This window comes from Enterobacter sp. BIDMC 29 (genome assembly GCF_019378755.1).
Taxonomy (GTDB): domain Bacteria; phylum Pseudomonadota; class Gammaproteobacteria; order Enterobacterales; family Enterobacteriaceae; genus Enterobacter; species Enterobacter ludwigii.
On sequence record NZ_CP080000.1, the window covers coordinates 263,158 to 276,066 of the forward strand.

Here is a 12,909-nt window from a genome sequence, read left to right on the forward strand (position 1 = left end):
GCCATCATGCTGACGTTTTTCATCAAACGCCCGCGCTTCGCGATGGTGATTGCGCTGGTGATAACCCTGCTGGGTGCCATCGCGCTGAAGATTATCCCGGTGGAGCAGTACCCGCAGATCACCCCACCGGTGGTGAATGTCTCCGCCAGCTGGCCCGGTGCCAGTTCGGCTGACGTGGCGGAAGCCATTGCCACGCCGCTGGAGACTCAGCTTAACGGCGTGGATCACATGCTCTATATGGAATCCACCAGTTCGGATGAAGGTGCCTACAGCCTGAACATCACATTTGCGGCAGGGACCGATCCGGATCTGGCCGCCATCGACGTGCAAAACCGCGTGGCGCAGGCTGTGGCGCAATTGCCCACCGAGGCGCAGCAAAACGGCGTGCAGGTGCGTAAACGCGCCACCAATCTGATGATGGGGGTAAGCCTTTACTCACCGGACAATAGCCACACGCCGCTTTTCGTCAGTAACTACGCCAGCACGCAGGTGCGTGAAGCGCTGGCGCGTTTGCCGGGCGTCGGGCAGGTGCAGATGTTTGGCGCGCGCGACTACAGCATGCGTATCTGGCTGCGTCCGGATCGCATGAACGCCCTGAACGTGACCACCGATGACGTGGCTCAGGCGTTACGCGAGCAGAACGTCCAGGGGGCGGCAGGCCAGGTCGGAACGCCGCCGGTGTTTAACGGCCAGCAGCAAACCCTGACGATTAACGGCCTGGGGCGTTTAAATCAGGCTGAGGACTTTGCGGACATCATTATCCGTGCGGGGGAGATGGGCCAGCTGGTGCGCCTGAAAGATGTCGCCACGATTGAACTGGGGTCGCGCAGCTACAGCTCCGGCGCCCAGCTGAACGGGCATGACTCGGCCTATCTTGGCATCTACCCTACGCCGTCCGCCAACGCCCTGCGCGTAGCCGATGCGGTTCGCGCGGAGCTGGCGCGACTCTCTGCACGCTTCCCGGACGATCTGACCTATGAAGTAAAATTCGATACCACCACCTTTGTCGCCGCGACCATCAAGGAGATTGGCGTCTCGCTGGCGCTGACCCTGCTCGCCGTCGTGGTGGTGGTTTCCTTATTTCTGCAGAGCTGGCGTGCGACGCTGATTGTGGCGCTCGCCATTCCAGTGTCGCTGGTCGGCACCTTTGCGGTGCTCTATACCCTCGGTTATTCGGCCAACACGCTCAGTCTGTTCGCCATTATTCTGGCGCTTACCATGGTGGTGGATGACGCCATTGTGGTGGTGGAGAGCGTTGAAACGCTGATGGCGGAAGGGCAAAGCCGCACGGCGGCTACCGCACAGGCGCTGCGCCAGATTGCCGGGCCGGTGATTGCCACCACCCTGGTGCTGCTGGCGGTGTTTGTGCCGGTGGCGCTGCTGCCGGGGATCGTGGGGGAGTTGTATCGCCAGTTCGCGGTCACGCTCTCCACCGCCGTCACGCTCTCAAGCCTGGTGGCGCTGACCCTGACGCCAGCGCTCTGTGCACTGTTGCTGCGCCCGCGCCCGAAGAAGCCAGCCGCGGTTTACCGCGTTTTCAACCGCGGACTGGATACCACGCGCACCGTTTATACCCGCATCGTTAACTGCATTAACCTCCGTCCGTGGCTGGTGCTGCTGGCAACGGCCGGTGCGGCGGGCGTGGTGGTGTTCAGCTTTATGTCGATGCCAAAGGGCTTCCTGCCGCAGGAAGATCAGGGCTACTTCTTCGCCAGCGTGCAACTGCCGGAAGCGGCGTCGCTGGAGCGTACCGAAGCGGTGATGACCACCGCGCGGGAGCTTATCGCCAGACACCCTGCGGTCGAGGATGTGATTCAGGTCTCCGGTTTTAACATTCTCAACGGTACCAGCGCGTCTAACGGCGGGTTTATCTCCATCATGCTGAAGACATGGAGTGAGCGTCCGCCGCTTGATGAGGTGATGGGAACGCTGCAGCGTCAGCTGCTGGCGCTGCCGGAAGCGACCATCATGACCTTCGCCCCGCCGACGTTGCCGGGGTTGGGCAACGCCTCCGGCTTCGACCTGCGTATTCAGGCCCAGGCGGGGCAAAGCCCGGCGGAGCTGGAACGCGTTACCCGCAACGTTCTGATAAAAGCTAACCAGCATCCGCAGCTTAACCGGGTGTTTACCACCTGGAGCAGCAACGTGCCACAGCTGACGCTGACCGTTGATCGCGAGCGCGCTGCCCGCCTCGACGTGCCGGTCTCGCGCATCTTCAGCAGCCTGCAAACCGCCTTTGGCGGCACGCGTGCCGGGGATTTTAGCGTTAACAACCGCGTCTACCACGTGGTGGTACAGAACGAAATGCAGTGGCGCGAGCGTGCCGGGCAAATCAGCGAATTGTTCGTGCGTAGCAATAACGGTGAGCGGGTGCGTCTGAGTAATCTTGTCACGATTACCCCGACCGTTGGCGCACCGTTCCTGCAGCAGTACAACCAGTTCCCGTCGGTGTCAGTGAGCGGGTCGGCGGCAGACGGCGTGAGCAGCAGCACGGCGATGGCCGTGATGAGCGAGCTTCTGGCGGAAAACCTGCCTGCCGGGTACGACTATGCCTGGAGCGGGATGTCTTATCAGGAGCAGCAGACCGGAAATCAGGCCATCTGGATTGTCCTGGCCGCAGTGGTTATGGCGTGGCTGTTCCTTGTCGCGCAGTATGAGAGCTGGACGCTGCCCGCGAGCGTGATGCTCTCAGTCCTGTTCGCCATCGGGGGCGCGCTGGTGTGGCTGTGGATCGCGGGATACGCCAACGATGTGTATGTGCAGATTGGCCTGGTGCTGTTAATCGCGCTGGCGGCCAAGAACGCGATCCTGATCGTCGAGTTTGCCCGCGCACGGCGTCATGAGGGGATGGCGATTGTCGATGCGGCCCGTGAAGGCGCCTCACGCCGCTTCCGGGCGGTGATGATGACGGCGGTGTCATTTATTATCGGTGTGCTGCCGATGATGCTGGCGTCCGGGGCAGGGGCGCAGAGCCGCCGCATCATTGGCACCACGGTGTTCAGCGGGATGCTGGTGGCCACCGTGGTCGGCATTCTGTTTATCCCGGCGCTGTTTGTGCTGTTCCAGCGCCTGCGTGAGTGGGGGCATCGCCTTACGGACTCGTCGCCCACAGCTCGCAATGTTTCTGAACCAGAGAAATAAGCGAACCGCCGTCTGCGATAAAATCGCGCATGCGCTGCGCCTCGCTCTTGCCCTGTTTTAACATCAGGGCTATTTCCTCAATTGCGCTCGTCGCGCCGAGCTTCTCGGCCGACGGCGCAACCTGCTCCAGCAGCCACCCAATATCTTCCGCCACGGTTTTGTGCTCACCAGTCTGCACGTCTGTCAGAATGCCCTCTAACCCATAACGACACGCCTGAAAACGGTTAAAGCGGTACAGCAGAAAATCCTTTTCCTGATGCTTATAGGGCCGCGTGGTCAGCAGCCAGTGAGACGTCGCCTGAATCAACCCGGCGATGTTGATCGCGTGGCCGAGCGTCAGCGGTGTATCCATCACCCGCACCTCGACCGTGCCAAAATGCGGGCTGGGGCGAATATCCCAGTGCAAATCTTTAATGCTGTCGATCATGCTGGTGGCGCTCAGACGACGAAACAGCCCTTCGAACTCCTGCCAGTTGTTCACCCACGGCATCTGTCCATTATCCGGAAATCCCGAGAAGATATTGAGTCGCGACGAGGCGAACTTTGTGTCCGTACCCTGCATATAGGGTGAGGACGCCGCCAGAGCAATAAAGTGGGGGACAAAGCGCGACAAACCATGCAGCAGATAAATAGCGTCGTCGCCGGTCCGACACCCGATATGCACGTGCTGGCCGAATACCGTCGCCTGCAAAATCATATAGCCAAACCGTTCGAGCGTGACGTTATAGCGCTCGTCATCGCACACCTCCTGACGCTGCCACTTCTGGAAAGGGTGCGTCCCACCGCCGCAGATCTGAATATGCTGCTCCGCAGCGGCGCGCAGAATACTTTGCTGCATCACCGAGATTTGTGCGGCGGCCTGATCAATGTTCTGACACACGCCGGTGGCGATTTCGAGCATGCTCTCGGTGATATCGTGCTTCACCTCCCCGCCTTTGATGTCGTCTTTGACGGCAGCGATAAGGGCGGAGGAGTCCTGGCTCAGATCGTACCCCGGCGGGTTAACCACCTGCAGTTCAAGTTCAATACCAAGGGTATAAGGTTCAGAGGAATGGAAATCGGGTAATGGCATGGTGCACTCCGTTGTCGTAGATGACATGAGTATAGACAACGGGTATGGCTCCCACTTCAGGCGGTGGTATAAAGGGACGTGTGGCGGCTATGCTGAACGCCACGGCACACTGATTAGGGCTTTAGCGACCAGGGGAGTTAACAATGTCTGACTATCCAACCATTGCGCTGATTGGACCCGGTGCAATCGGAACCACTATCGCTGCGGTGCTGCATGAGACAGGCCGCACGCCGCAACTGTGCGGACGTACCGCACATCCGCAATTACGTTTGCGGCACGATGAGGGTGAAATCGTGGTACCCGGTCCGGTATTAACCGATCCGACGGTCATCGATCGTCCGTACGATCTGGTTTTTATCGCAGTGAAAACGACCCAGAACGCCGACAGCGCGGGATGGCTGAACGCGCTGTGCGATGAAAACACGGTGGTTTGCGCGCTGCAAAACGGCGTCGAGCAAAAGGCGCAGCTGGCACCGTGGGTCAATGGCGCGACGGTACTGCCGTCGGTGGTCTGGTTCCCGGCGCAGCGTGAGCCGGATGCCTCCGTCTGGCTGCGCGCCAGTCCGCGGTTGACGCTGCCGGATGTGCCGCAGGCAAAACGAGTGGCTGATGCGCTGAACGGCACGCGCTGCGCGGTAGACTTGTCGGCAGATTTTCTTACCGTCGCATGGCGCAAGCTGCTGCAAAATGCGGTTGCAGGCCTGATGGTGCTTGCGAATCGTCGTGCCGGGATGTTCTCCCGTGAGGATATCAGCGAGCTGGCGCTGGCGTATTTGCGCGAGGGGCTTGCCGTGGCCCGAGCAGAAGGCGCGGTGCTGCACGATGACGTTGCGCAGGAGATCCTGGCGAATTTCCAGCGCGCACCTGCCGATTTGGGCACGTCTATCCTCGCCGATCGTCAGGCCAACCGTCCCATGGAGTGGGATATCCGCAACGGCGTGATCCAGCGCTATGGTCGTGCTCACGGTATTCCCGTTCCGATTAGCGATGTGCTGGTTCCCCTGCTTGCTGCAGGCAGCGAAGGGCCGGGTTAACGGCCGCTGACTTTTCGTTCGGCAAAATAGTGCGCGGGCGTGGTGCCCATGGCTTTCCTGAACATGGTGATAAACGCATTCACGGATTCATACCCAAGCGTTGTCGCCACGTTCTGGACCGGGACACCGCTTGCCAGCTCCTGCAGAGCAATAATCAACTGTAGCTGCTGACGCCAGCGGCCAAAGCTCAGCCCGGTCTCGCGCGCCATCAAACGTGCAAAGGAGCGCTCGCTCAGCGCCAGCCGTTTCGCCCACGCTTTCAGGGTGCTTCTGTCGTCAGGATGGCTGACCAGCGCGTCGGCCATGGCGCGTATTTTGGGATGGGCTGAAACGGGCAGGCTCAGCTTCTGCTGCGGCATGCTGGCGAGCTCATCAAGCGTCACTCTGGTCAGCCGTGCGGCATGGCTCTCTGACGGATAATCAACGCGTTCATGCGTCAAACGGTCAACCAGCGCTTTGATCAACGGGGAAATGGCCAGCGTGCAGCATTTCTCCGGCAGCGCGGCGGCACCGGGCTCAATAAACAGATAGTTGAGATGAGCATTCCAGGTCGCTTTGGCGCTGTGTGCGATCCCGCCAGGGATCCAGACGGCACAGTCTGGCGGCACGATCCAGATATCATTTTCCGCATGACAAATCACCGCGCCATACAAAGCAATAATCAGCTGCCCCTTACGGTGGGTGTGCACCGGCACTTCCGCGGCGTACTCCACGAAATCCAGATGTCGGGCTACGGCCGGGCATGCGGTGGCGTCAGGGTCGAAGAGCGTATTGGCAAGTTGAGGTTTCACGTTTCTGGCAACATTTAGGTATTTTTTGACAGAGTAGAGTATTTAAGCGGGTTCGCAAGCCAGTAATAATTCTGGCATGAACATATTAAACGCTTTTCATTTTCATTCGTGGCGCGCCATGCGTGAGCGCTTATCTCCCGTGCTGCGTAACGATGCCAGTGCGTTGCTCTATTCCGCGAGAAGTTTTGCAGCGGCGATGCTCGCTTACTACATTGCGCTGTCGATAGGCCTCGAACGTCCATCGTGGGCCATTATTACCGTCTATATCGTGTCGCAGACGTCGGTAGGGGCCTCGCTGAGCAGAAGTCTCTATCGTCTGGCCGGCACCGTTGTGGGGGCCTGCGCCACCGTTGCGATCGTACCTGTCTTCGTCAATATGCCGATCCTCTGCAGCGTGATGCTGTCGGGCTGGATCACGTTCTGCCTCTATTTATCTCTGCTGGAGCGCACCCCGCGGGCGTATGCCTTTGTGCTGGCCGGGTACACTGCGAGCCTGATTGGTTTTCCTGCGGTATCCGACCCCGGCGGGATTTTTAATATCGCCATTATCCGTGTGCAGGAGATTGTCATTGGGATCTTCTGCGCGGCGCTGATACATCGCTATGTGTTACCCGCGCGTATCTCCGGCCTGTTCAACAGTAAGTTATCGCAAACCCTGCACGCCGCGCGTGAGCGGGTGGCTGACACCCTCGCAGGCAAACCCGTCGCGGTTTCAGACCCGCTGCATCTGGCGCTGGCGCTGCAGTTTCTGCAGGGTATAAGCCACCATATTCCGTATGATTTTGCCCTGTCTGCTCCGGTGCGGCAGGGCAGAAAGGCTATCCATGACCGACTGGCGCGGCTGGTCATCGTTAACTGTGAATTACGCGATCGCTTACCGGCGACGGTGCCTGCCGGGTTGCAGGTATTGCTCGACGACGTTCAGGCCTGGCTGGGGGATGAAGATGCTGCACGCCACAGCACGGCAGATGCGTTAATGGCACGCAGTGAGCAGCTCGCAGAGCGCTACGCTGCAGAGGCCCGAACGATGAACGACGCGCTGCTGGCCAGTTTTGTCCGTTATCTGACGCAGGCCATTACGCTGTTGCAGCAGTGCGAACGTCTTTCTGATGCCATCCACCATGCGAAGCCCGCCCACGGACTGACGGCGGGCAGGGCAGTTAAAGGGTATGTTTTTCATCGCGATCCTCTTACTGCCGCCCGCACCGCGCTGGGCGCGTTCGCCATCATCCTGAGCGGCTGCCTGGTCTGGATCTTCTCTGCGTGGTCCGATGGCAGCACGGCGGTCTCTATCCTTGGGGTCTGCTGCACGCTGTTTGGCAGTTTCGACACCCCGGCTCCGCACATAGTGAAATACATTATTGGCTCGTTCTGGGGCGTATTGATTAGCCTGCTGTACAGCTTTGCGCTGCTTCCGCAGGTGGGCGATTTCCCCGTGCTGGTGGCCGTGCTGGCGCCGGTATATCTGCTGGCCGGGTCGCTTCAGGCACGTCCTCCTACCACGTTTATGGCAATGGGGATCACCCTGACGCTGCCGGTATTGTGCGAGCTGGGTGCCCACTACAGCGGAGACTTTGCCACGGCGGCCAATTCCGCCATTGCGCTGTTTGCCGCAACCGGCTTTGCTGTTATCAGCATGAGCCTGCTGCAAACCGTGCAGGCCGACGCGGCCATCGCACGTCTGCACACGCTGTGCCAGCGCGATATTCGTCGCAGCGTGAAGGGCACGCTTCTGCTGGATGAGACGCACTGGACCAATCTGATGATTGACCGCGCTGCCCTGTTACTGCCGCGCCTGCAGCGCAGCGGACGTGCCTCAGAGCAGGTGCTTAACCCGCTGCTGCGCGCGCTGCGCATCGGCCTTTCGGTGATGCATTTACGCCGCTGCGGTATGCCCGCGAGCAGGGAGATTAGCGCGCGCCTGTATCACCTGAACGACACCGACGCCTTGCGTGAACACATCGCCGACCACATCCGCCTCTGTTTGCCTGCCGCAGATGCACAAACGCGCCAGTTTGTCGGCCATCTGGTGGATTTACATTGCGCATTACGGAGGGCAGACGATGGTCAATGATCTGAATATTGGGGGCGTTTTTATCCCGGGACTGCTTGTCACCGCGCTCGCGGCGCTGGCCTGCACGCTGGCACTCATCGCGCTTTTATCGCTCAGCAGGCTCTACCGTCGTTTGCCTTTTCGCCCGCTGCTGGACGTTTCAACTTATCTGGTCACCTTTTTCCTGCTGATGCAGGGCCTGACCGCGCTGGGGTTATTTAGATGAAATCATTACTTTCTCTGGTCGGTCGCTATGCGCTGACGTTATGTGCCGTCGCGGCGGCCACGCTTCTGGCTTTTATGATGTGGAAACATTATGCGCAAACGCCCTGGACCCGCGACGGCCGGGTACGGGCGGATGTGGTACAGATTGCGCCGGACGTATCCGGGCCGGTAATCCGCGTGGCCGTCCGGGATAACCAGTGGGTTAACCGGGGCGATGTGCTCTACGCTATCGACCCGCACTGGCTCACGCTGGCGGTGGCCAGCGCGCAGGCTGAGGTGGAATCCAGACGGCATGAGATGGTGATGCGACAGGATGCCGCCAGACGACGTGCACAGATTAAAGCCGCGATATCCAGCGAGGATTTACAGCAAACGGGCAGCGCCGCGAACGTCGCGGTGGCGAATTATCACGGTGCGCTGGCCGCGCTGGAGCTGGCCGAGCTTAATTTGTCCCACGCCACCGTACGGGCTCCCGTCTCGGGTTATATCACCCATCTGCGGCTTCGCCCGGGGGACTATGCCACCGCGGGGGAGACTAAGGTCGCCATCGTCGATGCGCACAGTTTCTGGGTGGTGGGGTATTTCGAGGAGACCAAACTTCGCCATATTCGCGTTGGGGACACGGCGCATATCGTGTTGATGGGTTATGAACCGGTGATTGCCGGACATGTCGAGAGCATCGGCCATGGGATCGGTGATAACAACGATGAGACGGGCGGGCTTGGGCTTCCCGACGTCGAGCCGACGTTTAGCTGGGTGCGGCTGGCGCAGCGCGTCCCGGTGCGCATACATATTGATGCATTGCCGAAGGGGGTTGAGCTGGTAGCCGGGTTGTCGGCGAGCGTGGAGGTGGTGCGTTGAGGGCGACGGGAGTCCCTGTTTATATTGCGGCATAACGGCGATACCAGGGCAAATATCCTGCACCCTGACGCTGATTGGATATACTTCATGTGGCAGGTTGTGCTGTTTCCGGATTTTTCAGCCAGAGCGGAGACACCGCATCGTACATCCTGCAACGGGAACCAATGAAAATGTTCACCATGAAACAGTTATGGAGGTGAGGAAGATGGGATTATTAAGTTTTGTGAAAGAAGCGGGCGAGAAAATCTGGGATGCCGTATCCGGCGGTAGCAAGGAAGATCAGGCCGACAAGCTGAAAAAACATATTGATAGTCTTAACCTGCCTGGTGCCGAAAAGGTCAACATTAATGTCGCGGACGACGGTACGGCGACGGTGACCGGCGACGTGGGCTCCCAGGAAGATAAAGAAAAAATTCTGGTGGCGGTAGGTAACGTCACCGGGATTGGTCAGGTCAATGATAGCGTGACCGTCACCCAAAGCGGGGTGGAAAGCCGCTATTACACGGTGAAATCCGGCGATACCCTGAGCGCCATCTCAAAAGCGATGTATGGCTCTGCCAATGAGTATCAGCGTATTTTTGAAGCCAATAAACCGATGCTGACGCATCCCGACAAAATCTACCCGGGTCAGGTACTGATTATCCCGGCTAAGTAAGCCGTCAATCAGGACGTGTTAGCGATGTTTGTAGGGAGTCTGTGATGGGATTATTAGATCAAATCGGCAGCCTGGCCGGCGGGCAGGGCGGTAAGACGGAGCAACTCCAGGCGATCATGACCTGGATTGAGCAGCAGGGCGGCATTCAGGGGATCCTCGAAAAATTCCGCAATGGCGGCCTGGGCGGCGTTGTCGAGTCGTGGCTTAGCCAGCAGAGTAATCAGTCGGTGAACAGCGAACAGATCACATCGGTGTTTGGATCGCCAGCGCTGCAGGATCTCGGCGCAAAACTGGGCGTGGATTCTCAAACCGCGTCGACGCTGATTGCTGAATACCTGCCTAAAATCGTCGATGGCCTTTCACCACAGGGCGAAGCCCCGGCTCAGGGCGACCTGATGTCTGCGGGACTTAATCTGCTCAAAGGTAAGTTCCTGAGTTAGTGTAATCCGCAGCGTCATGACGCCGTGTACATACCAGGCCTGTATTCAGGCCTGGTATGTAGTATCAGGCTTAATGGGAAGAGACAAATATCGACGCCTGCTGCACAGGCGGAACGGCGAAATTACGCTGCATGCGTTTTATTTCCTCTGCGGGTGGCAAACCAAACAGCCGCTTGAATTCACGATTGAACTGCGACGGACTTTCATAACCGACGGCGTAGCTCGCGGCGGCGGCGGTAATATGCTGACGCACCATCAACATCCTTGCCTGGTGCAGGCGCACCGATTTCACATACTGCATCGGCGGCATACCGGTTATCGCTTTGAAATGGGTGTGAAACGTCGGCACACTCATTCCGGCCTCCATCGCCAGTTGATTAAGCGTTAACGGCTCAGCGTAGGCGGCATGGATGTGCTGCAGTACTTTGCCAATTTTGCCGAACTGCCCCTGTAAGGCCAGCGCGGCGCGCATGGCCTTGCCCTGGGCGCCCGTCAGGACGCGGAAATAGAGCTCTCGCACCCGCGCCGGGCCGAGGATCGCCGCCTCAAGCGGATTGTTCAGTACTTCAAGCAGGCGCAGCACGGCCATTTTTACCGCGTCGTCCATCGGGCTCGACATCATGCTTTGTGGCGCAGCGGGAGGATGAGGGGCGTGATGCTGCTCAATTTGCAACATCAGTTCAGCGGCAAGTTGAAAATCCAGATGCAGATATATCGCCAGTAAGGGGTGTTCTGCCGACGCGTCGGTTTCCATCACAAACGGCACCGGAATCGACACGGCCAGATAGTGCTGTTCATCATACAGATAGGTCTGCTGACCGAAAAAACCGCGTTTGCTGCCCTGGCAGACAATCACAATCCCCGGATCGTAAAGCACGGGCGTTCGCGCAAGCGGGCGGTCGGCACGCAAAATTCGCACATCAGGTAACGCCGTCAGGTTGTACCCCTCCTGCACCGCCAGTGCTTTTACTAAGGTAATCATCCCGGACATCACTGCACCTCATAAAATCAGGCAATAAAAAGAGAAAATACGGCCTAAAAATACGGCAAATCAGAGAATACCATGCAACCTTCACTGTTCATGGGAGTAATTTATGGCATCTGCAAAAACAATCTTAATCACCGGCGTTAGCAGCGGCTTTGGTCGTGCTCTGGCGGAGGAAGCCCTCACCGCAGGCCATCGGGTCGTGGGGACCGTGCGCACCCCCGAAGCAAAGCAGGCATTCGAGGCACTCGATACGCAGCGGGCATTCGGCTGCCTGCTTGATGTCACGGACTATGCGCACATTGATGAAGTGGTTACGCTGAGTGTGTCTGCCGTCGGCCCGATTGATGTCCTTGTGAACAATGCCGGTTACGGTCACGAAGGCATACTGGAAGAGTCCTCGCTCGCAGACATGCGCCGCCAGTTTGAGGTGAATGTGTTTGGCGCCGTCGCGATGATCAAAGCCGTGCTGCCGGGCATGCGCCAGCGTCGTCACGGCCATATTCTTAATATCACCTCGATGGGCGGTTTCATCACTCTGCCCGGCATCAGCTATTACTGCGGCAGTAAATTTGCGCTCGAAGGCATATCAGATACGCTAAGCAAAGAGCTTGCTCCGTTCAACATACATGTCACTGCGGTGGCACCGGGCTCGTTTCGCACCGACTGGGCAGGACGCTCGATGGTACGCAGCGCGCGCAGCATCCCGGACTATGACGCGTTATTCGATCCTGTCCGCCAGGCTCGTCAGGAAAAAAGTGGTCAGCAACTCGGCGACCCCGTAAAAGCGGCGCGCGCCATGCTGGCTATCATTGAGAGCCAGAACCCGCCGACGCATTTATTGCTTGGTAGTGATGCTTTGAGTTTAGTGCGGGAAAAGCTTGCGTGTTTAGGTGAGGAAATCGATCGCTGGGAAGCGTTAACACGTTCAACGGACGGCTGAGCGGTGAACACGGGAACATGATTACAGGCCGGTTTGCCACCGGCCAGTACCGGTCGCGGCGAAAGCCGCGACACTATGTTGATTGCTGGCGTTCAGGGCAGACGGTATTGCGACGCCATGCCCCGGGGGCCTGGCCATACTGACGCTTAAAGCTGCGGTTGAAGGACTGCTGGGAGTCAAAGCCCAGCGCGATCGCCACGTTCAGGATCGGTTCATCGCTGTGGGTTAAGCGCTCGACCGATTTTTGCAGCTTTTGTGCACGAATATACTCGGCCAGCGGATACCCGGTATGTTCCTTGAAGATCCGCTGGAGATGCCATTTCGAGTAGCCGGCGCGCCTGGAAACGGTGTTAATGTCCAGGCGGCTTTCAAGGTTGTTGTCGATCCAGTCGAGTAGATCATGAATAAATGCGTCAGTGTTCATGGTTTCCCCCACGCCGCGTTTTAAAAAGCATTTTTGTCTGTTGCATTTAAAGATGACTCGCTCTGACATTAAATGCAAGTTTTATTGTTGCATTTAATTCCTTGCCGAAAACGCGCCTTTTGTCCCTGAGCCAAATAGCACATAAAGTGTATTAATTATTCTTGCACTAAATCTGACGCCTTCCTACAATCGCCGCGATAGTGTATTCGCAACTGTTACAGTTTTGTGGCGATGAACGACACAAATAGTCTCAAGCCAGTCCGGACAAAGGAAGTGGCGCCGCGT

At 58.3% G+C, this 12,909-nt stretch carries 12 protein-coding genes; 8 read left to right on the top strand and 4 right to left on the bottom strand.

Features of this window, described 5'->3' with window-relative positions; all coding sequences use genetic code 11:
* Positions 1–6 precede the first annotated feature (6 nt).
* Positions 7–3,141 carry an efflux RND transporter permease subunit gene (locus tag JTA15_RS01215; protein WP_219372761.1) on the top strand — a complete coding sequence of 1,045 codons (3,135 nt, stop codon included), beginning with the start codon at positions 7–9 and terminating at the stop codon, positions 3,139–3,141.
* Here the strand turns inward: JTA15_RS01215 and JTA15_RS01220 are convergent.
* Positions 3,092–4,213, bottom strand: a complete 1,122-nt coding sequence (locus JTA15_RS01220) for a YbdK family carboxylate-amine ligase (RefSeq protein WP_219372762.1) — start codon at positions 4,211–4,213, stop codon at positions 3,092–3,094. The two genes, JTA15_RS01215 and JTA15_RS01220, sit on opposite strands and share 50 nt — an antisense overlap.
* A 143-nt stretch (positions 4,214–4,356) precedes the next feature.
* Between JTA15_RS01220 and JTA15_RS01225 the strand changes: the two genes are divergently transcribed.
* Positions 4,357–5,247 (top strand): oxidoreductase, encoded by an 891-nt coding sequence (locus JTA15_RS01225; RefSeq protein ID WP_181216360.1) that lies wholly within the window; start codon positions 4,357–4,359, stop codon positions 5,245–5,247.
* Here JTA15_RS01225 and JTA15_RS01230 read toward each other — a convergent pair.
* Positions 5,244–6,038 (bottom strand): helix-turn-helix domain-containing protein, encoded by a 795-nt coding sequence (locus JTA15_RS01230; protein WP_014168979.1) that lies wholly within the window; start codon positions 6,036–6,038, stop codon positions 5,244–5,246. The genes JTA15_RS01225 and JTA15_RS01230 overlap by 4 nt on opposite strands.
* A 76-nt stretch (positions 6,039–6,114) precedes the next feature.
* On the opposite strand from JTA15_RS01230, the gene JTA15_RS01235 reads away from it, so the two are divergent.
* From JTA15_RS01235 to JTA15_RS01255, 5 genes are all read left to right on the top strand, one after another.
* Positions 6,115–8,112, top strand: coding sequence for an FUSC family protein (locus tag JTA15_RS01235; RefSeq protein ID WP_219372763.1), 1,998 nt, complete (start codon positions 6,115–6,117; stop codon positions 8,110–8,112).
* On the top strand, positions 8,102–8,317 hold the full coding sequence (locus JTA15_RS01240) for a DUF1656 domain-containing protein (protein WP_020885123.1): 216 nt from the start codon (positions 8,102–8,104) through the stop codon (positions 8,315–8,317). Before JTA15_RS01235 ends, JTA15_RS01240 begins: the two co-directional genes overlap by 11 nt.
* Entirely contained in the window at positions 8,314–9,177 is an 864-nt protein-coding gene (locus JTA15_RS01245; RefSeq protein ID WP_063156314.1) for an HlyD family secretion protein, read from the top strand. The genes JTA15_RS01240 and JTA15_RS01245 overlap by 4 nt, the downstream gene beginning before the upstream one ends.
* A gap of 205 nt (positions 9,178–9,382) precedes the next feature.
* Positions 9,383–9,832 (top strand): peptidoglycan-binding protein LysM, encoded by a 450-nt coding sequence (gene lysM / locus JTA15_RS01250; RefSeq protein ID WP_020885103.1) that lies wholly within the window; start codon positions 9,383–9,385, stop codon positions 9,830–9,832.
* Between the two features lie 44 nt (positions 9,833–9,876).
* On the top strand, positions 9,877–10,272 hold the full coding sequence (locus JTA15_RS01255; RefSeq protein WP_020885102.1) for a YidB family protein: 396 nt from the start codon (positions 9,877–9,879) through the stop codon (positions 10,270–10,272).
* A 70-nt stretch (positions 10,273–10,342) separates the two neighbouring features.
* Here the strand turns inward: JTA15_RS01255 and JTA15_RS01260 are convergent, their stop codons facing one another.
* The gene (locus JTA15_RS01260) at positions 10,343–11,263 is read right to left on the bottom strand and encodes an AraC family transcriptional regulator (RefSeq protein WP_219372764.1); all 921 of its coding nucleotides are present in this window, start codon (positions 11,261–11,263) and stop codon (positions 10,343–10,345) included.
* Positions 11,264–11,366: 103 nt separating this feature from the next.
* Here JTA15_RS01260 and JTA15_RS01265 point away from each other — a divergent pair, with 103 nt between their 5' ends.
* Entirely contained in the window at positions 11,367–12,200 is an 834-nt protein-coding gene (locus tag JTA15_RS01265) for an oxidoreductase (RefSeq protein ID WP_219372765.1), read from the top strand.
* Positions 12,201–12,273: 73 nt separating this feature from the next.
* On the opposite strand, the gene JTA15_RS01270 is transcribed toward JTA15_RS01265, so the two are convergent.
* Positions 12,274–12,624 (bottom strand): helix-turn-helix domain-containing protein, encoded by a 351-nt coding sequence (locus JTA15_RS01270; protein WP_032679651.1) that lies wholly within the window; start codon positions 12,622–12,624, stop codon positions 12,274–12,276.
* Between the last annotated feature and the right edge of the window lie 285 nt (positions 12,625–12,909).